This window comes from Shuttleworthella sp. MSX8B, from assembly GCF_000524295.1.
Taxonomy (GTDB): Bacteria; Bacillota; Clostridia; order Lachnospirales; family Lachnospiraceae; genus Shuttleworthia; species Shuttleworthia satelles.
Window position 1 is genome coordinate 19,506 of record NZ_JAQT01000011.1, and the last position, 22,861, is coordinate 42,366.

Annotated in this window: 19 protein-coding genes; all 19 read left to right on the plus strand. The window is 55.2% G+C overall.

Features of this window, described 5'->3' with window-relative positions; translation table 11 throughout:
* The first annotated feature begins 182 nt into the window (after positions 1-182).
* The 19 genes from HMPREF1508_RS02465 to HMPREF1508_RS02555 all read left to right on the plus strand — a co-directional run bounded on the left by HMPREF1508_RS02465 (position 183) and on the right by HMPREF1508_RS02555 (position 22,815).
* Positions 183-1,115 (plus strand): hypothetical protein, encoded by a 933-nt coding sequence (locus tag HMPREF1508_RS02465; protein ID WP_156923157.1) that lies wholly within the window; start codon positions 183-185, stop codon positions 1,113-1,115.
* Positions 1,108-2,178 (plus strand): SPL family radical SAM protein, encoded by a 1,071-nt coding sequence (locus tag HMPREF1508_RS02470; RefSeq protein ID WP_044959147.1) that lies wholly within the window; start codon positions 1,108-1,110, stop codon positions 2,176-2,178. The genes HMPREF1508_RS02465 and HMPREF1508_RS02470 overlap by 8 nt, the downstream gene beginning before the upstream one ends.
* Positions 2,179-2,228: 50 nt before the next feature.
* Positions 2,229-3,485 (plus strand): hypothetical protein, encoded by a 1,257-nt coding sequence (locus tag HMPREF1508_RS02475; RefSeq protein ID WP_049906852.1) that lies wholly within the window; start codon positions 2,229-2,231, stop codon positions 3,483-3,485.
* Positions 3,486-3,576: 91 nt separating this feature from the next.
* Positions 3,577-4,599 carry a GTP-binding protein gene (locus HMPREF1508_RS02480; protein ID WP_044959149.1) on the plus strand — a complete coding sequence of 341 codons (1,023 nt, stop codon included), beginning with the start codon at positions 3,577-3,579 and terminating at the stop codon, positions 4,597-4,599.
* A gap of 83 nt (positions 4,600-4,682) precedes the next feature.
* Complete coding sequence (locus HMPREF1508_RS02485) at positions 4,683-5,402, plus strand: HAD family hydrolase (RefSeq protein WP_044959150.1); 720 nt, start codon at positions 4,683-4,685, stop codon at positions 5,400-5,402.
* 495 nt (positions 5,403-5,897) lie between these two features.
* Positions 5,898-6,578, plus strand: a complete 681-nt coding sequence (locus HMPREF1508_RS02490) for a F0F1 ATP synthase subunit A (protein WP_006906879.1) — start codon at positions 5,898-5,900, stop codon at positions 6,576-6,578.
* Positions 6,579-6,702: 124 nt separating this feature from the next.
* Positions 6,703-6,924, plus strand: coding sequence for an ATP synthase F0 subunit C (gene atpE / locus HMPREF1508_RS02495; RefSeq protein ID WP_006906878.1), 222 nt, complete (start codon positions 6,703-6,705; stop codon positions 6,922-6,924).
* Positions 6,925-6,990: 66 nt separating this feature from the next.
* Positions 6,991-7,458 (plus strand): F0F1 ATP synthase subunit B family protein, encoded by a 468-nt coding sequence (locus tag HMPREF1508_RS02500; RefSeq protein WP_044959151.1) that lies wholly within the window; start codon positions 6,991-6,993, stop codon positions 7,456-7,458.
* A complete protein-coding gene (gene atpA / locus HMPREF1508_RS02505; protein WP_044959153.1) occupies positions 7,459-9,255 on the plus strand; it encodes a F0F1 ATP synthase subunit alpha in 1,797 nt (598 codons plus the stop codon).
* 33 nt (positions 9,256-9,288) lie between these two features.
* Positions 9,289-10,254 (plus strand): ATP synthase F1 subunit gamma, encoded by a 966-nt coding sequence (gene atpG, locus HMPREF1508_RS02510; protein ID WP_006906875.1) that lies wholly within the window; start codon positions 9,289-9,291, stop codon positions 10,252-10,254.
* A complete protein-coding gene (gene atpD, locus HMPREF1508_RS02515) occupies positions 10,241-11,632 on the plus strand; it encodes a F0F1 ATP synthase subunit beta (RefSeq protein ID WP_006906874.1) in 1,392 nt (463 codons plus the stop codon). The genes atpG and atpD overlap by 14 nt, the downstream gene beginning before the upstream one ends.
* 80 nt (positions 11,633-11,712) lie before the next feature.
* On the plus strand, positions 11,713-12,132 hold the full coding sequence (gene atpC, locus HMPREF1508_RS02520; RefSeq protein WP_006906873.1) for an ATP synthase F1 subunit epsilon: 420 nt from the start codon (positions 11,713-11,715) through the stop codon (positions 12,130-12,132).
* Positions 12,133-12,449: 317 nt separating this feature from the next.
* Positions 12,450-12,899: a MarR family winged helix-turn-helix transcriptional regulator gene (locus HMPREF1508_RS02525; RefSeq protein ID WP_084640211.1), complete on the plus strand. Its 450-nt coding sequence runs from the start codon at positions 12,450-12,452 to the stop codon at positions 12,897-12,899.
* The gene (locus tag HMPREF1508_RS02530) at positions 12,896-14,650 is read left to right on the plus strand and encodes an ABC transporter ATP-binding protein (RefSeq protein WP_044959154.1); all 1,755 of its coding nucleotides are present in this window, start codon (positions 12,896-12,898) and stop codon (positions 14,648-14,650) included. The genes HMPREF1508_RS02525 and HMPREF1508_RS02530 overlap by 4 nt, the downstream gene beginning before the upstream one ends.
* Positions 14,650-16,563 carry an ABC transporter ATP-binding protein gene (locus tag HMPREF1508_RS02535; protein WP_044959157.1) on the plus strand — a complete coding sequence of 638 codons (1,914 nt, stop codon included), beginning with the start codon at positions 14,650-14,652 and terminating at the stop codon, positions 16,561-16,563. Before HMPREF1508_RS02530 ends, HMPREF1508_RS02535 begins: the two co-directional genes overlap by 1 nt.
* A 123-nt stretch (positions 16,564-16,686) precedes the next feature.
* Entirely contained in the window at positions 16,687-17,310 is a 624-nt protein-coding gene (locus HMPREF1508_RS02540; protein WP_156923158.1) for a hypothetical protein, read from the plus strand.
* Positions 17,311-17,481: 171 nt separating this feature from the next.
* Positions 17,482-18,084 carry an aminoacyl-tRNA hydrolase gene (gene pth / locus HMPREF1508_RS02545; RefSeq protein WP_044959160.1) on the plus strand — a complete coding sequence of 201 codons (603 nt, stop codon included), beginning with the start codon at positions 17,482-17,484 and terminating at the stop codon, positions 18,082-18,084.
* 8 nt (positions 18,085-18,092) lie between these two features.
* Positions 18,093-21,638 (plus strand): transcription-repair coupling factor, encoded by a 3,546-nt coding sequence (gene mfd / locus HMPREF1508_RS02550; RefSeq protein ID WP_044959257.1) that lies wholly within the window; start codon positions 18,093-18,095, stop codon positions 21,636-21,638.
* Positions 21,639-21,750: 112 nt separating this feature from the next.
* On the plus strand, positions 21,751-22,815 hold the full coding sequence (locus tag HMPREF1508_RS02555; protein ID WP_044959163.1) for a peptidylprolyl isomerase: 1,065 nt from the start codon (positions 21,751-21,753) through the stop codon (positions 22,813-22,815).
* Positions 22,816-22,861 lie beyond the last annotated feature (46 nt).

Here is a 22,861-nt window from a genome sequence, read left to right on the forward strand (position 1 = left end):
TCATGGAGATGGAATGCTCGCGGCGCGACTGCTTCATTGTCCATGAGGATCATGCGCCTGCCTGACATCTGTGGGCCTGTATGCGGCAGAGATTTTGGAAAGAGACCTGGAAGATGGTGTCAGGCGCAGGGAGCTTCAGGAAAAGCGGATATCATATTCGCCAGACAGAGAGTGGAGGAGAGATGCGGATACTGCTCTTCGCGGCCCTGTGGCCGGAGGTCAGAGAACTGGTTCGAATGACGGGAATGCGCGCAAGGCAAAGCCAACTGCCATATCGCCAGTATCAGGATGAGAGGGGGGAAGTCCTTTTGACCCTGACCGGACCGGGGCCGGTGGCTGTGGCGGCAGCAGTTGGCGCTGTCCTGGCTGTGCACGGCCCAGCTTCGCTTGTCCTGGTCGGAAGCGCGGCGGGGAAGATGATCGGTCAATATGTCGGTCCCTATCGGGTCAACCGACTGATCGACGCGGACGGGAGAAGGAGCTTCTACCCGGACCTGATCTACCCTTGTGCCTTCCCCCTGCCGGAGGCTGCTCTGTACAGCCGATCCAGGATCTGGACTCCGGAAGAAATTAGGACGGTTTGTGACCCAAAAGGGGGTCTGGGCGGGGAAAGCCCCGCGGGACGAGGACCAAATAGCGGAGCCGGCGTCTCGCTCTTTGATATGGAGGGGGCGGCCTTTTTTCAGGCAGCCAACAGCTACCTGGGGCCTCAGCAAATTCATATCCTGAAGATGGTCTCTGACAGGGGACAGGCAGAGGGAGAGAGGATGACCGCGCAGCTCCTGGAGACTCGCATGCGAAGCGGGCTTTCGCAGATAGAGGCCTATCTGAGGGCCCTGATGAAGGAGGCCCGGAAGGAAGAAGAGACAGCAGATCGGATGGCAGCTGTCCTGCCCGGTCAGGAGGAGCTTGTCAGAAGAGCCGGTGACCTCTGCTGCTCCGCCAGCATGAAAGAGCAATTGAAGCAGCTTTTGACCTATGCCGGTCTGGCGGGAAAGGACTGGAGAGGCCGCCTTAAGCAAATGGAGGCAAAGGAGAAGCTTCCCGCGGCGGACCGGCGACAGGGCAAGCTTCTCCTGAGGGAGCTTGCAGACTGGGTGATGCGGGATGAGTGAGCAGTTTCGCCATATTTACATCGAAAAAAGGGCTCTGGACTGGCCGAGAACCGGACAGATTCTGAGGCATTTTCCAGGGGCCGAACAGATCCTGATTGATCACTATAAGGATGTCTTCAATCGCAGGCGGCAGGATGTCGGTCTGCAGATCAATCACCGGAGTCTGATTCTGGCTGTCCGCCAGGGGGAGGCGGTATACCCGGGGGCGCCGGTCTGCCAGAGCTTTGGAAGGAGTCATTTTTATTACGCGTCTTCCGTCATGAACTGCCCCTTCAACTGTGAGTACTGTTATCTCAAGGGGATGTACCCCTCCGGGAATATCGTTATCTTCGTCAATCTGGAGGAGATTATGGAGGAGGTGGACCGGCTTTTGACAGAGCATCCGGTCTACCTCTGCGTCTCCTACGACACGGATCTGCTGGCGCTGGAGGCGGTGACAGGGTATGTCTCTGCCTGGGCCGATTTCGCGGCTGAGCGGCCGGGCTTAAGCCTTGAGGTTCGGACCAAGGCGGCTCTGCTCTCGGGCTGGGATCACTACCGGGGGCGAAAGGATCTGATCTTCGCCTGGACCCTGTCCCCGGAGACCTATATCAGACAGATGGAGATGGGAGCTGCCAGCCTGACTGCCCGGCTCAAGAGCGTCCGGGCTGCTGTCGAGGCCGGCGCGACTGTCCGGCTGGCCCTGGACCCCATGATCTTTCAGCCCGGCTGGAAAAAGGCCTACGCAGACCTGGTGGACCGGATTTTTACAGACCTGTCTCCTGGACAGATCATGGACGTCAGCATAGGGAGCTTTCGCGTCTCCGCGGATTACTTAAAGCGATTGCGCCGCAATCAGCCCTTTGCCGCCAGTGTGCAGTTTCCCTTTGTGACAGAGGGAGGCTACTGTCACTATCCGGCCCCTCTCCTGGAAGAGATGGAGAGCTTTCTGCGGGAGAAATTGCTGGCCTACGTGGAGGACAAGCAGATCTTCTCCTGGGAGGAGGGGATTGACACAAGCCGATCGATCGAGGAGGGCTTGACGCAGGCAAGGCCGATTGACGGCAGTCATACAGGGGAGTAAACTGCAAGGAAGTCAATTTGAAACAATGAAACACCCAGGGAGCATCCAAAATGAACATCAGACAATGGATCGAACCGACCTTCACCCAGGGAGGATTTGGTCTGGAAGAAGAAAATCAGCGGGTGACTCCGGAGGGATTTCTGGCACAGACGGATCATCCCTTTGGGGATGATCCGGTTCTGGACCGGGATTTTTGCGAGAGCCAGCTGGAGATCATTACCGGGGTACACCATAATCCCCGGGAGCTGGTCAAGGCGCTAGGGGACAAGCGGCGGGAGGTAGCCCGCTTTCTGGCGGGGCAAAACACACCGGAGCTGCTCTGGCCCTTCTCCAACCCTCCCTGCCTGCGTTCAGAGAAGGATATCCGAATCGCGCAGTTCGTGGGAGAGAAAGCGGAGAAAACCGTCTATCGCAACTATCTGGCGGGCAAGTACGGCAGAAAGAAGCAGTCTCTGTGCGGCATCCACTTCAACTTTTCCTATCCACAGGCTTTCCTGGACTGCCTGAGGGAAGAGGGCGTCTCTGCGGATCAGATCTACCTGAACCTGGCGGAGAAGCTGCTGGCTTATTCCTGGCTGATTGTCGCCCTGACGGCGGCCTCCCCCCTGATGGATGCTTCTTTCGAAGGTGGAAAGCCGGGGGAGATTTTGGCCGGCATATATTCCTCCTACCGCTGCTCGGACAGGGGCTACTGGAATGAGTTTGAACCCGTCCTGGACTTCGACGCCATCCCGAATTATCTGGACTCCATGAACTACTATGTGGAGACCGGCAAACTCTATTCCGCGGCGGAGCTCTACTATCCGGTCCGCCTGAAGCCAAAGGGCACCAATGCCCTGGATAAGCTCCGGGAAGGCGTGAACCATATCGAGCTGCGCATGCTGGATATCAATCCCCTGCGGGATGAGGGGATTGACCCCTCGGATCTGGAGTTTCTGACTTTGCTCCTGCTCTATCTGACTGCCAGGCCCAAGATGGATCTGTCTGTCATGCGTCAGAGGCGGGCCATGCGGAATATGAAGCAGGCGGCATCCTATCCTCTGGAAAAGGTGTCCCTCTTCTGGACGGACGGGCAGATGCACCCTCTGCCTGAGCTGGCGCTGGAAATTCTTGCGGATATGGAGAATGTGCTGGGAGCTCATGAGGCGATCAGCCGTCAGATCGATAAGATTAAAGATCCCGACAGGCGTTATGCCAGTCAGATTCTGGATCGCTATGGAGAGGACTATATCGGCGGAGGACTGGCCCGGGCGCGCGAACTGGCGGGGATAAGCGAAGGAGATCTGAGACAGAAGGACAGAAAGTAACAGAAGGCAGGAAAGAAGCGTAAGAGACAGATAAACTCTGAGATAAAAGGATGCGGCTGTGTCCAAAAATAACCGGAGAAAAGGAGATTCAATGACGAAAATTGATTTGATTACCGGGTTCTTAGGCTCCGGAAAGACGACCTTTCTGCGGCATTACGCCAGGTATCTGATAAATCAGGGAATGAATATCGCGATCCTGGAGAATGACTTTGGAGCCATCAATGTGGATCGCATGCTCTTATCCGATCTGGAGGGAGAGTCCTGTGATGTGGAAATGGTTCTGGGAGATAAGGACTATGAGACCCATCAGAGACGCTTTAAGACCAAACTCATCACGCTCGGCATGCTGGGCTATGACCGGGTCCTTGTGGAGCCGTCGGGTATTTATGACGTGGATGAGTTCTTCGACACCCTTCAGGAGGAACCGCTCAACCGCTGGTATCAGATTGGAAGCGTTATCTCTATCCTGGATGCTCATTTGCCGGAGAATACGGATGAGGAGACCGACTATCTTCTGGTATCGCAGTTGGCCAATGCCGGAAAGGTGGTGTTATCCAAGAGCCAGGAGGTGGATGAGAAATCTTTTTCCCGGACAGTGGACCATATAAACCGTGCCCTAGAGCATTTTCACTGTGACCGTCGGCTGACGCTGGGCGAGATAGAGACCAAACCGTGGGATCAGCTTACAGACGCTGATCTGGAGGGGATCTGTCGGGCCGGTTATCAGCGAGCAGACCACCTCAAGCTGCCTGTCAGCCGGGAAGACCAGTATGACCAGCTCTTCTATATGAATGTACAGGCGACAAGAGAGGAACTGGCGGAGGACCTGCGGCAGATCTTCGCGGATCCCGCTTGTGGCCATGTGATCCGGGTGAAGGGCTATTTGAATTTGCGCGCGGATGGCAGAGGGCGTGGGGAAACAAATCATGCCGAGGAAGATGTCAAGCGAGCCGGTCAGGCCGGCTGGCTTAAGGTGAATGCCACTGCGGATGGAATCGAGTTGAGTGACAGCGCGCAGGGCCAGGAGGTTCTGATTGTGATCGGAGAGGGCCTGGATCAAAATCGTATTGGCGGGCATTTTCACTACGCGTTCGGGACAGACAAGACGCAGTAAAAATGGAGGAGCTTTGTGCTACTCTGGTCAAATATGGCTACCCTGAAATTGTAGAAAAAAGTAAGGAAGTTAAAGGAGCAAATATGAAGTACAAGGCGGCAATCTTTGATATGGACGGGACTGTACTAAACACGCTGGATGACCTGGTGACTGCCCTCAACTGGGCTCTGGAGCGGAGCGGCCATCGCCACGATTATCAGGGCGATATGGTTCGGCAGTTCTTTGGCTCCGGTGTTAATGTGGCCATTCAGAGGGCTTTAGCCTATGAGAAGGGTATGCCGGAAGAGAATCTGGTCAGGATAGGAACTCCGGGCTTTGAGAATGTTGAGGGAGTATCTGATCAGGAAGTGGAGGAGATCGCGACGATTTATAAGCCCTTCTATGCCGAGCACGCCAATGACAAGACCGGCCCCTACCCCGGAATTCTGGACCTTCTGAAGACCCTTCGCGCGAAGAAGATTCCCACGGCTGTGGTATCCAACAAGCCTGATGAAGCGGTCAGAATTCTGGCCGAGGAGGTCTTCGCCGGCCTTTTTGACACCTGTATCGGCGAGCAGGATGGCATCCCGAGAAAACCGGCCCGGGATATGACCGATCTCGTCCTGAAGCGGTTGAACGTTGTCCCCGAGGAGGCGGTCTATATCGGTGATTCCGAGGTGGATATGCAGACGGCAGCCAATGGAGGAATGGACTGTATCAGTGTTGACTGGGGATTTCGCAGCCATTCTTTTCTGGAAGAGAGAGGGGCAGGCCCCATTGTCTCTGACGCGGCGGCGTTGGAGGCAGAGATCCTGAGGAGCTAATGGCCGGCAAAATGAAATGCTGCGGATATAGGCTGCGGGATCTGATTGCCCGGCAGAAAAGGTTTATGCTGCGAGCCTTGGGTATTTATAAAAAAGCGGGAGAGACAGAAAAAATCAGACAAAGAAATAGATGAAAAACAGAGAAATATTGGTAAATTATTCTAGGGCTGAGTTACTATAATAAGCGCACAACAAGCAATCACAGACGTGCTTTGCAGATATTCTGCTGTGAATAGAAGAAAGACCTCGTCTCATGGCAACCGGCAGAGGTAGAGTTCTATACCATGCAGAATGGTAGAGGAATTTCGGTACTCACCCCAAGGGGGCCGGCCGATTTGGCAGTGCCAGACAAATTCTGCTGGATGTCTTAGCGAAAGAGGAATGAAAGTGCTAGAATGACAGTTGATTTTTGTGATTTTTCGCGAGGAGGATCGCGGCATTGGGAATGGGATTTCCCAGAAGCTCTGCCGCGTGAGTTTGGTAAGGGAGTCTGCAATGGCCCAGGAGTTAGTTGAGAAATTACAGGTACAAAAGGCGTTTACCATCCCGATCTTCGGGGGAATTGATATCTATGAATCGCTCCTGATCACATGGGTGGTTATGGCTATTCTGATCGTTCTGTCCCTGTGGCTGACCAGTCACATGTCCGTGGAGCATCCGTCCAAAAAGCAGCTCTTCGTAGAGAGCGCGGTGACCTGGCTGGACAATTTCGTCAAGGGGATGCTGGGCGAGGGAGCAGCGGAGTACTCTACCTATCTGGAGACCATTCTTCTCTATATCGGTCTCTCCAATATCATCGGACTGCTGGGGCTTAAGCCGCCCACCAAGGATCTAAGCGTCACGATTGCGCTTGCGGCCATGTCCATTGTTCTGATTGAGGCGGCCGGCATTCGGAAGAAGGGAGTAGGCGGCTGGCTCAAGGCCTTTGCCAAACCCATCGCCATCATCACGCCCATCAATATACTGGAAGTCTTTATCCGGCCTCTCTCTCTGTGCATGCGACTGTTCGGCAATGTCCTGGGCTCTTACGTCATCATGGAGATCATTGAGTACATTGTGCCTGTGGGCCTGCCCTTGGTCTTCAGCGCGTACTTTGATATTTTCGACGGCTTTATTCAGGCCTATGTGTTTGTTTTCCTGACCTCCCTCTTTATTGCGGAGGCAGTTGAGGATTAGCGGGACAGGTGTCCTGCTAAGTGAAGATAATAGCGGCGGATGCCGATATTATAGAGCCCCAAGGGGCATTTAAACGTGGAATTTGTTCCAAAATCAATATTCTGGCTTTCAGGAGGAAAAAATCATGAGTGTTACAGCAATCGGAGCAGGTATTGCAGCCATCGCATGCATCGGAGCTGGTCTCGGTATCGGTATCGCAACCGGTCACGCAGCGGACGCAATCGCAAGACAGCCTGAGGCGGACAAGAAGATTCAGTCAAATCTGATCCTGGGCGCAGCGCTTTCCGAGGCGACCGCGATCTACGGATTTGTGTTGGGCATCCTGATCATTTTCATGCTGGGCTGATCCACGCAGAGACGGCGCCCGCGGGGCGGGAACCGCGGATGTGGAAGCAGCAAGTTAGGAGAAGCAATGTTACACATTGATTTGACAATTCTGTGGGTTATCATTGACCTGATCATCCTCTATTTTATTCTGAAAAAATTCCTCTTCGGACGGGTGCGCGACGTTATTGCCAGGCGCGAGGGACAGATCAAAAAGTCCTATGACGACGCGGCCAGCGTCAAGGCGGACGCGCAGGCCCTGCATGAGAAATACGAGGCCCAGCAGCAGTCAGCGCAGGCGGAGGCGGCCAATATCCGCACGGAGGCGATCAAGAAGGCCAATGCCGAATATGACCGCATCCTGGGCGAAGCCAGCGATCGCTCTGATCAGATGATTGAAGAGGCCAAAAAGAAGGCTCAAGCCGCGGCGGAGATCGAGCGCCGTGAGGCGGAGGAGAAGATCACCGATCTGGTCAAGAACGCTGCGGCCAAGCTGGTGGACTCTCAGACCGATGAGCAGATGTATGACGCCTTCCTGAAGGAAGTGGAGAAATAAATGAGCGAGACCAATACAAGGGATGTGAGCACAATGCTTCAGGCCAGGCTGCGGTGTGTGACGCCGCCTTCCGAGAGGCAGGTTGCTCAGTTCAAGGAGTTTTTATCAAAGCGTTATCATACCGCCAGCGCGGCGGATGTGGATCTGACTGTTGAGACGGACCCTTCGGTCGGCGGAGGTTTCATTCTGGCTGTGGGCTCCGATGAGTTTGACTGGTCCACCCGGGGCAGGGAGCGCCAGTTTGAAGACCAGATCGATGAAGCCCGTCAGAGAGCCTCGCGGGGCGCGGATCAGGGCAAGATCGTATCGATCATGCAGGAGGCCGTGGAGGCGTTCCATCTGGCGGCCAAGGCCTCTGAAGTGGGAACGGTTGAGACTGTGGGAGATGGAATTGTCACCATCAGCGGCTTTGACCACGTTCAGTACGGGGAGATTGTTCTCTTTGACAATGGCGTCAAGGGTATGATCCAGGACATCAAGTCCGATAGCGTGGGCGCCATTCTCTTCGACCAGGAAGGAACAATCGGCGAGGGAAGTCATGTGACCGGGACCGGTAAGCGGGCCGGGATACCTGTATCTGACGCGTACCTGGGCCGCGTCGTTGACGCTCTTGGCAATCCCATTGACGGAGGAGTTGCGATCAAAGCGTCGGACTACCGCCCGATTGAGAATGAAGCCCCCGGTATCATCGACCGTCAGCCGGTCAATGTTCCCCTGCAGACCGGTATCCTTGCCATAGACTCTATGTTCCCGATCGGCCGCGGTCAGCGTGAGCTGATCATCGGAGATCGGCAGACCGGTAAGACAGCCATTGCGACGGATGCCATTCTCAATCAGAAGGGCAAGAACTGCATCTGTATCTATGTGGCGATCGGACAGAAGTCATCTACGATTGCGGGGATTGTCAACACCTTACAGGCGCATGACGCCATGGACTACTCCGTCGTCGTCGCCTCGACGGCTTCTGACCCGGCGCCCCTGCAGTATATCGCGCCTTATGCCGCAACAGCTCTGGCTGAATACTTCATGCACAAGGGCAAGGACGTGCTGATCGTCTACGATGATCTGTCCAAGCACGCGGTTGCCTATCGGGCCCTGTCCCTTCTTCTCGGACGGTCGCCCGGACGGGAAGCCTATCCCGGAGATGTCTTCTACCTGCATTCAAGGCTTTTGGAGCGCTGCGCCCGTCTCTCTGAGGAACTGGGAGGAGGATCCATTACCGCCCTGCCCATCATTGAGACCCAGGACGGGGATGTATCCGCTTATATTCCGACCAATGTAATCTCCATCACAGACGGTCAGATTTTCCTGGAGCAGGATCTCTTCTTCGAGGGACAGCGTCCCGCCGTCAATGTCGGCCTGTCCGTATCCCGTGTGGGAGGCGCCGCGCAGACCAAGGCTATGAAAAAGGCCACCGGATCCCTGCGTATTGATTTAGCCCAGTATCGGGAGATGCAGGTCTTCACCCAGTTCTCCTCCGATTTGGATGAGGCGACGAAGAATCAGCTGGCGCAGGGGGCAGTTCTCATGGAATTGCTCAAGCAGCCGCAGGGATCACCGCTGTCTATGAGCGACCAGGTGATCAGTCTTCTGGTCGCTGAGAATGGGAAGATGATTCATGTGCCTGTCAAAGAGGTCAAGGAGTATCAGAGACAGCTCCTGGCTTTCTTCGCCGACAAGCATCCGGAAATCGCGGGAGAGATCGATAAGAGCGGCCGCCTGACAGATGCCCTGACACAGTCTGTCTTAGAGGCTGCCGATGAGTTCGCTCCCCTATATGAGAAGGCCCAGGCTTAAGCGCCTGGCATTGCATTAGTACAGAGGAATTCCATGGGCCAGATACGTGAGATCAAAGATCGTATCAGCAGCATTGATAACACGATGAAAATCACCAATGCCATGTATATGATCTCATCTACGAAAATGAATAACGCCAGGAGGTCCCTGGCAGCCACCGAGCCCTATTTCTACGCTCTGCAGGACATGTTCGCCCGCGTTATGCGCCATCTGCCGGAGGGCTTCCACCATCCCTATCTGGATAACCGCGAGAAGCGGCAGCAGGAGGGGGGACTGCGCAGGGCAATCATCTGTGTGACTGCGGATAAGGGATTGGCCGGCTCTTATAACCACAACATTATCAAGCTGACAGAAGAACTTCTGGCGGATCATCCCAACGGCATGCTCTTTACCGTCGGCGAAGTGGGAAGACAGTATTTTTTGCAGCATCACATCGAGGTTGACGGCGAGTTCCACTATACCGCCCAAAAACCCACCCTGGCCCGGGCCAGAAGCATTGCTTTCGAGATGCTGGATCTCTTTGAGGAGAAGAAGATCGATGAGGTCTTTATCGTCTTCACTTCGATGAAGAATTCAATGGAGACCCAGTGCAACATGACCCAGCTGCTTCCTCTGATCCGGCTGAATGCCAAGCCCTTTAACCAGGAGGAGGCGATGACGGCCATGGGAATTCAGGAGGATTTTGAACTGGAGCCCAATGCCTCGGAGCTTCTGTATAATATCGTTCCGGATTATCTGAACGGATATATTTACTCCGCCTTAGTCGAGGCCTTCTGCTCCGAGCACTCCGCCCGCATGCAGGCTATGGACAGCGCCAACAAGAACGGACAGGAGCTCCTGCAGGAACTCAATATCCGCTATAACCGGGAGCGCCAGGCGCAGATCACTCAGGAGATCACAGAGGTTGCGGCGGGCGCCAAGGCCAGAGCTCAGCAGCTGGCGGCTGCCGCCGGGCGCAAGAAGCTTAAGAAAGGAGTCATGCCGGATGCAAATCGGTAAGATTGTACAGGTCATGGGGCCTGTTGTAGACGTGGAATTCGCAGAAGAGCCCCTTCCGCTGATCAAGTCAGCCCTGCAGGTTGACAATCACGGCAAAAAGGCAGTGATGGAGGTCTCCCAGCATCTGGGAGGGAATCTGGTTCGCTGCATTATGCTGTCCGCCTCAGAGGGGCTGCAGAAGGATATGCCCGTTCTCGCTACCGGCGCCGGGATCGAAGTGCCGGTGGGAGAGCAGAATCTGGGCCGCCTCTTTAATGTCCTCGGGGATACCATTGACGGAGGGGAGCAGATCACAGGCGCAGAAGAGTGGGAGATCCACCGCAAGCCGCCCAAGTTCACAGACCAGAATCCGGTACAGGAGATCCTGGAGACCGGAATCAAGGTCATTGACCTGATCGCCCCTTATGCCAAGGGCGGTAAGGTCGGCCTTTTCGGCGGCGCCGGTGTCGGCAAGACCGTCCTGATCCAGGAGCTGATTCACAACATTGCCACACAGCACGGCGGCTACTCTATTTTCACCGGCGTCGGCGAGCGGTCCCGTGAGGGAAATGATCTCTTCTCCGAGATGAGCGCGTCCGGGGTCATCAAGAATACCGCCTTAGTCTTCGGGCAGATGAACGAGCCGCCCGGAGCCCGTATGCGCGTGGCTGAGACCGGACTGACCATGGCGGAATACTTCCGGGATGTTCAGCACAAGGATGTCCTCCTCTTCATTGATAATATCTTCCGCTTTGTCCAGGCCGGTTCAGAGGTCTCCTCTCTTCTGGGACGGATGCCCTCCGCCGTGGGCTATCAGCCCACCCTGGCCAACGAGATGGGAGAATTGCAGGAGAGAATCGCTTCCACCAAGGCCGGGTCTGTCACCTCTGTCCAGGCGGTCTATGTGCCCGCGGATGACCTGACGGATCCCGCCCCGGCGACCACCTTCGCCCACCTGGACGCGACTACGGTATTGAGCCGTAAAATCGTCGAGCAGGGTATTTACCCGGCGGTTGATCCTCTGGGATCTTCTTCCCGCATTCTGGAGGAGAGTATCGTGGGCAAGGATCACTACGAGACGGCTCAGCGGGTTCTGCAGGTTCTGCAGAAGTACAAGGAGCTGCAGGATATCATCGCGATCCTGGGGATGGAGGAGCTGTCCGACGAGGACAAGCTGACCGTCTACCGGGCCCGCAAGGTGAGAAACTTCCTCTCCCAGCCCTTCTCTGTCGCCGAGCAGTTCACCGGAATTCCGGGCCAGTACGTGCCTTTGGAGGAGACCATCCGCGGTTTTCAGGCGATCCTGGACGGCCAGATGGATGATTACCCGGAGAACGCCTTCTTAAACTGCGGGTCCATCGATGACGTCGCCAAGAAGGCCCAGGAGGAAGCGTCTTAAAAGGACAGTATCAGAAAGTGGAACCGGGGAGGAGGAGCTGAACCGGTCAGGGCGTCACAAGGCCTATAAGGAGTCTATCTATGGCTGATCAGGCAACCTTCTTTCTGCGCGTGATCGCGTCAGACAAAAAATTCTATCATGACCAGGCCGAGGCTCTGGTCGTGCAGACCGTGGACGGCCAGCAGGAGTTTTTGGCCCATCACAGCCAGGCCATTCTGGCCATTTCCCCCGGGGAACTCAGAATACGCACCAGAGACGGCGAGTGGATCGATGTCGTGGCGGGATATGGGTCCATGGTCTTCGCCAACAACCGGGCCACGGTTCTGGTGGACACCTGTGAGACGGAGGAGGAGCTGGATGCCAGAAGAGCGGAGGAAGCTCTGGAGCGGGCCAAGGAGCGCCTGAGGCAGCAGCAGAGTCAGAGGGAGTACCACATGACCCAGGCGGCCATGGCCAGGGCCCTCTCCAGGCTCAAGTTCAAGGGCAAGGAAATGCACTGAGAATGGATTGGGATTGATATAGAAAAGCAAGTTTTGACGGGCGGATTCCTGCGGGGATCCGCTTTTTTTAGCTGGCTTTGCTTTTGAAAGAAAAAAGACAGCTTTGTTTTTTAAGGGAATGGCTTTCCCTTTTTAAAGGGAAAAGAGGTTGACAGATACGGGGGCAATTCCTACAATATAATTCAGCGCCGAACAGTTCGGAACCGAACTGTTCGATAGTGAACAGTCTGAGCCGGGCGTTTATCCTGCGGATACGAGGACCATGACCTGTAAGCTTATGTGAGCCGGGGTTGGCCGGGACAGAAGGAGCATGTTATATGTGTGAGCCGAGAGAAGAGAGGTATTTGGGGCTGGCGATTTACCGGCTGTCCAAGCGGATTCGGGAGGAGATGCAGCGGGCGGATGCCGAGGATCAGATTCCCCAGGAGATTGCCAAGTGCGGTTGGATGATCGGTCTGATCGCCAGGAATGAGGGCGACATCTATCAGAAGGACCTGGAGTCCATGATTCCCCTGGCCAAGTCGACAATCACCGGTATCGTTCAGACCCTGGAGAGGGGAGGCTTCCTGAGAAGGATTCCGGTCGAGCGGGACGCCCGTCTGAAAAAAGTTGTTCTGACACAGAAAGGACAGGACTTTCAGAAGCGGTCCGCAGACCGTTTCAGGAAACTGGAGGATCAGCTGCGAGCCGGAATCTCCCCGGAGGATCTGGACTGCTTTTTCCGTGTGATCGATCAAATGAGTGAGAATTTTGAGGTGAAGCTATGATCAGAAAGTTGGCAGAGCAGGTGAAAGAGTATAAGGGAGCCTCCATTGCTACTCCCCTCTTCATGCTCTTAGAGGTCGCGATGGAGATGATGATCCCGCTGGAGATGGGGAACATTTTAGACAAGGGGATCCAGGGAAACAGTCTGCAGGCGATCTTCTTCTACGGGGGGATCATGATCCTCCTGGCCCTTGTCGGTCTTTTTGCCGGTTTTGCCGGCGGCAAGTACGGGGCCAGGGCCTCCGCCGGCTTTGCCCGCAATTTAAGAGAAGCCCTCTTCCGCAAGGTTCAGACTTTCTCTTTTGCCAATATTGACCACTTTTCCACCGCTTCTCTGGTCACCCGCATGACCACGGATGTCACCAATCTGCAGAATGCCTATCAGATGCTTTTGCGCATGGCGGTTCGGGCGCCGGCATCCCTGATTGTGGCCATGCTTATGGCCTTCTATATCAACGCCAGGCTGGCCAGCGTTTACCTGGTGATTGTGCTGCTTCTGGGCCTTTTCCTCTTCGTGATCATCTCTGTCGTGCGTCAGATATTCAGGCAGGTCTTCCGGGAGTACGACAACTTAAATGAGTCCGTCCAGGAGAATGTCACCGGGATTCGCGTGGTCAAGGCCTATGTCCGGGAGAGCAGAGAAAAGGAGGTCTTCTCAAAGACCTCGAAGGCTTTGCGCAAGATGTTCGTCAAGGCGGAGTCCATCATAGCTACGGGAATTCCTGCCATGTCTCTGGCGGCCTACGGGTCCATCCTTCTGATTTCCTGGTTCGGGGCCCATATGATCGTCTCCTCGGAGCTGACAACAGGAGAGCTGGTCAGTCTTCTGGCCTATTCCATGAACATTCTCATGTCGCTGATGATGCTCTCCTTCGTCTTTGTCATGATTACCATGTCCGCGGCATCCGCCGAGCGTATCGTCGCGGTTCTTGAGGAGGAGCCGGAGATTGTCAATCCCAAAGATCCTTTGACGGAGGTCCCGAACGGGGAGATTGTCTTTGACCACGTCAACTTCGCCTATAAGAAGAAGGCCGAGAATTTCGTCCTCTCCGACATCAATCTGACCATCCGCTCCGGCGAGACCATCGGGATCATGGGGGCGACCGGATCGGCAAAGACCTCATTGGTCAACCTGATTTCCCGCCTCTATGATATCTCAGGGGGAAGCCTCAAGGTGGGCGGCAACGATGTCAGAGACTATGATCTTAAGACCCTGCGGGACGCGGTCTCGGTCGTTCTTCAGAACAATGTGCTCTTTACGGGAACGATTGCCGAGAACCTTCGCTGGGGCAACAAGACGGCCACGGATGAGGAGCTGAGACGGGCGGCAAAGATGGCCTGCGCCGATGAGTTCATCGATCGCTTTCCCGAGGGCTATGATACCTTTATCGAGCAGGGGGGGACCAATGTCTCCGGCGGTCAGCGGCAGAGGCTTTGTATCGCCAGGGCTCTTTTAAAAAAGCCGCGTGTTCTGATTCTGGATGACTCCACCTCGGCAGTCGATACCACGACAGACGCCAGAATCCGCAAGGTCTTTCGGGAGGATATTCCGGATACGACCAAGATTATCATCTCCCAGCGTGTCTCCTCCGTCCGGGATGCCGACCGGATTATCATTATGGACGACGGAAGAGTCAATGCCTTTGACATGCCGGAGCACCTTCTTGAGAGCAATGACATCTACCGCGATATCTATGAGGCTCAGACCCAGGGAGGAAGCGGAGACTTTGATGAGAACGGAGGTGAGGATTGATGGCAAGAGCAGAAATAAGCGGCGGATCAAAGAAGAATATTCGCGGCAGCATAAATACCTTCCGACGCCTGATGAAATTTTTGTTTGCGAGCTACCCGGTGCACCTGCTGGTTGTACTGGCCTGTATATTCTTAAATGTCTTTGCCAATGTGCAGGGAAATCTTTTTATTCAGACCCTGATTGACAGCTATATTCTGCCCCTGACCAGGCAGGTATCCGCAGGACAGGCGGCGGATTTCGGCCCCCTCTTAGCTGCCATGGCAAGGGTGGCAGGCTTCTACGGGATCGGGATAGTCTCTGTTTTGGTCCAGGGTCTGGTGATGGCCCGAGTGACGCAGGGAATGATGGATAAGGTCCGCCGCATGCTCTTTACCCATATGGAAGACCTGCCGATCCGCTACTTTGACACCCATGGCCACGGGGATATTATGTCTGTTTACACCAATGATGTAGATACCCTTCGGCAGATGATCTCCCAGTCCATTCCCCAGATGGTCAGCTCTGCGATTACGATTGTGGCGACGCTGATTTCCATGATTATCCTCTCTGTCCCGCTGACACTGGTTACCTTGTCTATGGTCGCCCTGATGCTCTTTGTGACCGGAAAGCTGACCGGCCAGTCGGGCAGGTACTATGGAGCTCAGCAGAGGGATATCGCCAGAGTCAACGCCCATATTGAGGAGTATATGAGCGGACAGAAGGTGGTTCAGGTCTTCAATCATGAAAAGGAGGCCATCGATCGCTTTGTCGAGCTCAATGACCAGCTTTTTCATTCTGCAGACAATGCCAATAAATTCGCCAATATCATCATGCCCATCAACGGACAGCTCGGGAATGTTTCTTATGTCCTGTCCGCAGTGATCGGCGGTCTTTTGGCCATGCGGGGACTGGCCGGAATGACCCTGGGCAGGCTGGCCTCTTTCCTGACCTTTAACCGATCCTTTACCATGCCAATCAACCAGGTCTCCATGCAGATGAATTTTATCGTCATGGCCATGGCGGGAGCGACCCGTATCTTTGCCATGCTGGACGAGGGGAAGGAGAGGGATGAGGGATATGTCACTCTGGTCAATGCCCGCGAGGACGAGAATGGCAATCCTGCAGAGAGCACAGAGAGAACCGGCCGTTGGGCCTGGAAGCATTATCACAGGGAGGATGGGACGACGACCTACACCTGGCAGAAGGGCCATGTGACCTTCGAGAAGGTTAACTTCGCTTATCTTCCGGGCAAGCAGGTCCTCTACAACATCGATATGTTCGCCGAGAAGGGACAGAAGCTGGCCTTTGTCGGAGCTACCGGTGCCGGCAAGACGACCATCCTGAATCTTCTCAACCGCTTTTACGATATTGAGGACGGCAAAATCCGCATCGACGGGATCAATGTCAATAAGATTAAGAAAGATGATCTGCGCCATTCCATGGGCTATGTTCTCCAGGATACCCATCTCTTTACCGGCAGCATCGCCGACAACATTCGCTTCGGCAAGCTGGACGCCAGCATGGAGGAGGTGGTCGCGGCGGCCAGGCTGGCTAACGCGGACGGTTTTATCCGCCGCCTGCCTGAGGGCTATGACACAATGATCTCCGGGGATGGAAGCAATCTCTCCCAGGGACAGAGACAGCTTCTGGCCATTGCCAGAGCGGCCATCTACAATCCTCCGGTTCTGGTCCTGGACGAGGCGACATCCTCCATTGACACTCACACGGAGAAGTTGGTGCAGAACGGTCTGGACGCCCTGATGAAGGGGAGAACCTCCTTTGTCATTGCCCACCGCCTGTCAACGATTCAGAATGCGGATTGCATCATGGTTATGGAGCAGGGGCATATTATTGAGAGAGGAAGTCACGAGGAACTGATTCAGCAGCATGGCAAGTACTACCAGCTCTACACGGGGAAAATCGTCAACGACTGAGATGATACCTTAATGAAATCTTAAAATATCCGGATAGAAAACCTTAAAACAGCTGGATTCTTTGCTTTTTGCCGGAATTATGTTACAGTGATGGGGCATTTTAGGAAAGAGAGGATCCAGTTTATGAGGAAGTATTTAGCACTTTTCATGGCGTCGATGACCCTGATCTTCGCCCTCGCGGCCTGTGGACAGAAAGATATCTCAGGAGACTATACGGCCACGGTTAAGATGAGCGATATCAATGACGCTGCCGAGAAGGCGGATGACGCGATTACCAAGGGCTTCATGGAGAACATGAATGTCACACTGAAGATGAATCTGGACAAGAAGAACTACAGCATCTCCCTGGACAGCGACAAGCTGATCAGCGATGTCAAGCAGTACGCGACAGATCACTTCGACGAAATTGTCGACGAGGCGCTCAAACAGCAGAATATGGACAAGAGTCAAATCACTGACGACCTGGCCAAGAAGGCCGGCTATGACAGTGCGCAGGCCTTCTATGATGAGCTCAAGAACCAGATGCTCAAGGCCATGGAAGACGCCATGAAGAAGGAAGTGGCAAAAGGAATTGACACCAATTCCAAGGGCAGCTATAAGGTTGCCGGCGGCAAGGTGATCTTTGCGGAAGGAGGCTCCAAACTGGGCCTGGGACAGGGCCAGATTAACAAGGATGGCAGCATTACCATCAAGATATCTGACAGCCAGCTGAAGATTGATCACATTGATTTCGTCAAGAACAATTAAGCTTTCCGTCTGAAAGAACAATTGAGCTTCCGTCGCAATTGCAGGCTGAGAAGAGGCTGTGAAGAGAGGGCTGACCGCCAGAGATCGCACCTGTGCACGAGACGCAGATGCGGACAGGGCGGTCGGTCTTTTCTAATGAGCCGGGGCATTCGGCAGAGCAAGGAGCTTTTCATGTATATGATCGCGGGCCTGGGAAATCCGGGTGAGAAATACAGGCATAGCAGACATAATGCGGGATTTGATACCATAGACCGTCTGGCTGATCAATATGGGATCTGCCTGCGGGAGATGAAATTCGAGGCCCTCTATGGAAAGGGACTCATTGAGGGAAGACAGGTGCTGCTGGTGAAGCCGACGACCTATATGAACGACTCCGGCCGGTCGCTCCAGCAGTTTGTCCGCTTCTATCAATTGGATCCTCTGGAGGACATGCTCGTGATTTCTGACGATGTGACCTTAGACTGCGGAGTGATCCGGGTGAGAAAGCAGGGGTCGGCCGGTGGTCACAACGGCTTAAAGAGCATTATCGCCTGCCTGGGGACGGATCGCTTTCCCAGGGTACGTGTAGGGGTGGGGAAAGTTCCGACGGGGGGAGATATGATCGCCCATGTTCTGGGCAGGATCCGTCCTGAGGAGCGGGAGAACATGGCTCTGGGAGAGGAGCATGCGGCTGAGGCGGCTGTCATGGTCATGGAGGGGCAGATCGCGGAGGCCATGAACCGCTATAACGGGATGCGGCCGGAAGAGAACAGCCCTTGCAAGGCCAGAGGATGAGAGAAGAGATGAGAGCGTTTTTTGAGCCCTTTGAAACATTAGAAGAGATGCGCGAGCTTCGCCGGGACTTGAGGGACGGCGGAGCTTTCTATGCTGTCTTGGGATGTATCGATCCCGCCAAGGCCCAGCTGATCTATGGGCTGGGAGACGGCTATTTGGTCAGGCTGGTTGTCACCCGCGATGAGAAAAGGGCCAGACAGCTGGCGGAGGAGCTGGAATTCTTCACGGAAAATGTCTTCTATTATCCGGCCAAGGACCTGCTCTTCTATCAATCGGATATCCGCTCCAATGTGCTGACCCGTCAGCGTATGCAGGCGGTTGAGGCGCTGCGGGGGAAAGAGGAGACGGTCATAGTGACCACCTGGTCAGCCCTGATGAATAAACTGCCCCCTTTGTCCTCCTATGATAAAAACATCATTGAAGTGGCGCAGGGAGATGACATGCCGGTGGAGAAATGGCGCCTGGCCCTGATCGGAAGCGGCTATGAGCCGGTGGCCAGGGTGGAGCATCCGGGGGAATTCGCTGTCCGCGGGGGGATTATTGATGTCTTTCCCCTGACGGATGCAAACCCCATCCGGATTGAGCTCTGGGGCGACGAGGTGGATACCATGCGCCTCTTCGACCCTGACAGTCAGCTCTCTCTTTCGGATGAGGATCCCCTGCAGACCATCCGCATTGTTCCCTCGGCGGAGATTGTTCTGTCCCCGGAGGAGCTGCGGCGGGGCCTTGCGGGCATCCGCGCGGACGCGGACCGGGTCTGCGCCGGCTACAGGGAGAGCTTCAAGACCGAAGAGGCCGCCCGGATCAAGGCGGCGGCGGACCAGATCATTGAGGATGTCGAGGGGGGATTTGGGAGCCAGCAGGTTGAGTCCCATCTGACTTATTTCACCGACCAGACCCTTTCGCTGATCGACTACATCCCCGAAGACGGAGTGATCTTTCTGGATGGATTTCAGGAGCTGATGGAGTCTGGCAAGGTCATTATGGAGGAGTTCTCCGATTCGATGATGCGCCGTCTTGAGGAGGGCTATATCCTGCCGGGACAGATGCAGATGCTCTATGACAATGAGAGCCTGACAGCAAAGCTGCGGGGGAGACGGGGAGTCCTCCTCTCCGCCCTGGAGGGGTGCGACCAGGGCCTGGAAGTCAGAGAGCATTTTCATATTCGGATCAGACAGGGGAGCGTCTACAATAACAGCTATGAACTCCTGCTCAAGGACTTGCGGGAATACAAGAAAAATCGCCGCAAGCTGGTCTACGTGGGGAGCTCCAGAACCCGGGCCAGGCGTCTGGCGGATGACCTTCTGCAGGAGAATCTCAATGTCTTCTATACAGAGGATCCGGAGCATGAGGTCAAGGAAGCGGAGATCATGGTCACCAGGGGTTCTCTGTCGGCCGGCTATGAGCTGACAGATGCCGGATTTGTCCTCCTGACGGAAGAGGACCTCTTCGGAGGACGAAGAAAACGCAGAAAGCGCGGCAGGCGGCACAGAGAGGGGGAGGCGATCGCATCCTTCGCCCAGCTGCACGAGGGGGACTATGTCATTCATGAGAACCATGGACTGGGTATCTACCGGGGCATGGAGAAGATCGAGGTTGACCAGGTCACCAAGGACTATATCAAGATAGAATACGCCGACTCCGGGATCCTCTATATCCTGGCCAGTCAGATGGACCTCCTGCAGAAGTATGCCGGGGCGGACGCCAGGAGACCCAGGCTCAATTCGCTGGGGAGTCAGGAATGGTCCAGAACCAAATCCAGGGTGAAGCGGGCTGTAGAATCTGTGGCCAGGGAGCTCGTGGAACTCTACGCGGTTCGCCAGGAGGACAAGGGATATGCCTATGGTCCGGACACGGTTTGGCAGAGAGAATTTGAGGAGGCCTTCCCCTACGAGGAGACGGAGGGACAGCTGGAGGCCATCGAGGCCGTAAAGAAGGATATGGAGAGTCCCAAGATCATGGATCGGCTGATTTGCGGGGATGTGGGCTTCGGCAAGACGGAAATTGCCCTGCGGGCGGCCTTCAAGGCCGCGCAGGAGGGCAAACAGGTCGTCTATCTGGTTCCGACAACCATTCTGGCCCAGCAGCATTACGATACCTTTGTCCAGCGGATGGCGCCTTATCCGATCAAGGTGGGCCTGCTCTGCCGCTTCCGGAACAAGACGCAGCAGGCGCAGACAGTGAGCGAGCTGGCCAGCGGCCGCGTGGATATTGTCATCGGGACCCACCGGGCCCTGTCCAGGGACGTGGTTTTCCGCGACCTGGGGCTCCTGATTATTGATGAGGAGCAGCGTTTCGGCGTCAGGCATAAGGAAAAGATCAAGCAGATGAAGAAGAACGTGGATGTCCTCAGCCTGTCGGCGACTCCCATTCCGAGAACGCTGCATATGAGTCTGGTGGGGATCCGCGATATGAGCATCTTAGACGAAGCCCCTATGGAGCGAACCCCCATCCAGACCTTCGTCTTTGAGCACAATGACGAGATGATACGGGAAGCGGTTCTTCGGGAGATGGCCAGGGGCGGACAGATCTACTATGTCTTTAACCGGGTGGCACAGATTGCCGATATGACGGCCCGTCTGCAAAAGCTCCTGCCCGAGGCCCATGTCGCCTATGCCCATGGGAGGATGTCCCAGACAAGGCTGGAAAATATCATGGTGGACTTCATCGATGGGGAGATCGATCTTCTGGTCTCCACCACAATCATCGAGATCGGCCTGGATATTTCCAATGTCAACACGATCATCATTGACGACGCGGACAATATGGGCCTGTCCCAGCTCTATCAGCTGCGGGGCAGGGTGGGAAGAAGCAACCGGACCGCCTACGCCTTCTTCATGTACCGCAGGGGAAAGCTGCTCAAAGAGGTAGCGGAGAAACGGCTGCTGGCGATAAAGGAGTTCTCCGATCTGGGGAGCGGCTTCAAGATCGCCATGCGGGATTTAGAGATCCGCGGAGCGGGAAATGTCCTGGGAGAGAGCCAGTCCGGACATATGGAATCCGTGGGCTATGATCTCTACTGCAAGATGCTGGGAGAGGCGGTTCGTCAGGAGAAGGGGGAGGAGATCTACGAGCCCTTCGAGACCTCAGTGGATCTGGACATGGACGCCTATCTGCCTGAGTCCTATGTGGCGGACGCCGGCCAGCGCATGGAAATTTACAAGCGTATCGCGGACATCCGCAGCGAGGAGGACCATGACGCCATGCTGGAGGAATTGATTGATCGCTTTGGAGAGCCGGCAAGGGCCGTACAGAATCTGCTCTGGATCGCCCTCTTTAAGGCTCGCGCCCACAGGGCCTGGATCAGGGATATCAGGCAGAAGGGCTGGCAGGTGAGCCTGACGCTCTTTCACCAGGCCCCGATCAATCCCGCGGTGATTCCGCAGCTGATCAGCCGCTACAGCCCTTATCTGCACTTTACGGCAGATCCGCAGGAGCCCCGTCTGGAACTTGATTTCGGCAGAAATTCCAGGATGGAAAAAAGACAGATTCCGGAGGCTTTGCGCAGCTTTGTAGAGGAGTTTCGGGAGCTGGCTGTGGACCGGGAGGCTTAAGGCGCATGGACCGGGAGGCAACTTGTCTGTGAGACGGCGGACGACTATAATAAGAGCATTAAATCATACGAGAGAGAACGGGATAGGCCCGTGGACAACAGGAGAATTGGGAATGAAGAGGATATTTGCTTCTCTGGCGGCTCTGGGACTGGCAGGAGCGCTTCTGATCAGCGGATGCGGGATCAATGCAAAGGCGAATCTGATCAAGGTCAGCCAGGGAGAGGGAATAGAGCTTGGCTATGGTAATTTCGTGGCAAGGCTTATGCAGGCTCAGTATGACGCCAGCTATCGCAGCTACTATGGGGACCGTTACTGGACAACGGATATGTCCGGAAAGGGTAAGACCCTGGAACAGCAGGTCAAGGAGACGGTGGCGGATTCCCTGAAGCAACAGTACGTTGCCCGTCAGCATGCTGCTGACTTCAATATCAGTATCAGTGAAGAGGAATCGAAGAAGATCGGCGAGGCCGCGGACAAGTTCCTGGCCGCCAACTCCGAGGAGGCTGTCAGGCAGCTGGGGGCCGAGAGGGATTACGTCGTTCGTTTTTTCGAGGATCAATACTATTACTATCATGTGGAACAGGCCTTAGAGGGGCAGGCTGACACGACGGTCAGCGACGAGGAGGCTAACCAGAAGAAGTTCTCTTATGTGAAGTTCGCCTTTCAGTCCACCGACAGTTCTACGGGTAAGACGAGTCAGGTGACGGAGGAGCAGAAGGCGGAGCTGATGAAGCAGGCCAAGACCCTGTCTACCTCTGCTGACTTCGATACGACGGCAAAGCAGATGAAGCAGACGGTGCAGACAGCGAATTACGGAAAGAGTGATGTGGGAGACAAGTCCTACAAGCTGCCTCAGGCGGTTCTGACCGCCCTGGAGGGTATGGAGGTCGGCAAGGTCTCTGACGTCGTCACGGCTGATAATGACGGTTATTATGTGCTTCGCTTAGACAGTCTGTCCGACGCGGACGCGACGGCCGCCAAGAAGAAGACACTGGAGAATAAGAAGAAAACAGAGCACGCCGAGGAGGTCTTCAAGCAGTGGGAGAACGAGGACGGCATGACCCTGAATGAAGCCGCCTGGAGCAAGGTCAAATTTAACAGTCTCTTCCAGACCAAAGGGCAGAAGCTCAAGAACCAGAGCGGAACAAACAGCGGTTCTAAGGGGGCTTCGTCTTGACAGTCATTACCCGCACTCACTATAATTGTGAACTTGTAATGAATTC

Excerpts from the sequence above, each read along its gene's own strand:
- HMPREF1508_RS02465 (WP_156923157.1), top strand. The coding sequence starts at position 183 with ATGCGGATACTGCTCTTCGCGGCCCTGTGGCCGGAGGTCAGAGAACTG.
- HMPREF1508_RS02470 (WP_044959147.1), top strand. The coding sequence starts at position 1,108 with ATGAGTGAGCAGTTTCGCCATATTTACATCGAAAAAAGGGCTCTGGAC.
- HMPREF1508_RS02475 (WP_049906852.1), top strand. The coding sequence starts at position 2,229 with ATGAACATCAGACAATGGATCGAACCGACCTTCACCCAGGGAGGATTT.
- HMPREF1508_RS02480 (WP_044959149.1), top strand. The coding sequence starts at position 3,577 with ATGACGAAAATTGATTTGATTACCGGGTTCTTAGGCTCCGGAAAGACG.
- HMPREF1508_RS02485 (WP_044959150.1), top strand. The coding sequence starts at position 4,683 with ATGAAGTACAAGGCGGCAATCTTTGATATGGACGGGACTGTACTAAAC.
- HMPREF1508_RS02490 (WP_006906879.1), top strand. The coding sequence starts at position 5,898 with ATGGCCCAGGAGTTAGTTGAGAAATTACAGGTACAAAAGGCGTTTACC.
- atpE (WP_006906878.1), top strand. The coding sequence starts at position 6,703 with ATGAGTGTTACAGCAATCGGAGCAGGTATTGCAGCCATCGCATGCATC.
- HMPREF1508_RS02500 (WP_044959151.1), top strand. The coding sequence starts at position 6,991 with ATGTTACACATTGATTTGACAATTCTGTGGGTTATCATTGACCTGATC.
- atpA (WP_044959153.1), top strand. The coding sequence starts at position 7,459 with ATGAGCGAGACCAATACAAGGGATGTGAGCACAATGCTTCAGGCCAGG.
- atpG (WP_006906875.1), top strand. The coding sequence starts at position 9,289 with ATGGGCCAGATACGTGAGATCAAAGATCGTATCAGCAGCATTGATAAC.
- atpD (WP_006906874.1), top strand. The coding sequence starts at position 10,241 with ATGCAAATCGGTAAGATTGTACAGGTCATGGGGCCTGTTGTAGACGTG.
- atpC (WP_006906873.1), top strand. The coding sequence starts at position 11,713 with ATGGCTGATCAGGCAACCTTCTTTCTGCGCGTGATCGCGTCAGACAAA.
- HMPREF1508_RS02525 (WP_084640211.1), top strand. The coding sequence starts at position 12,450 with ATGTGTGAGCCGAGAGAAGAGAGGTATTTGGGGCTGGCGATTTACCGG.
- HMPREF1508_RS02530 (WP_044959154.1), top strand. The coding sequence starts at position 12,896 with ATGATCAGAAAGTTGGCAGAGCAGGTGAAAGAGTATAAGGGAGCCTCC.
- HMPREF1508_RS02535 (WP_044959157.1), top strand. The coding sequence starts at position 14,650 with ATGGCAAGAGCAGAAATAAGCGGCGGATCAAAGAAGAATATTCGCGGC.
- HMPREF1508_RS02540 (WP_156923158.1), top strand. The coding sequence starts at position 16,687 with ATGAGGAAGTATTTAGCACTTTTCATGGCGTCGATGACCCTGATCTTC.
- pth (WP_044959160.1), top strand. The coding sequence starts at position 17,482 with ATGTATATGATCGCGGGCCTGGGAAATCCGGGTGAGAAATACAGGCAT.
- mfd (WP_044959257.1), top strand. The coding sequence starts at position 18,093 with ATGAGAGCGTTTTTTGAGCCCTTTGAAACATTAGAAGAGATGCGCGAG.
- HMPREF1508_RS02555 (WP_044959163.1), top strand. The coding sequence starts at position 21,751 with ATGAAGAGGATATTTGCTTCTCTGGCGGCTCTGGGACTGGCAGGAGCG.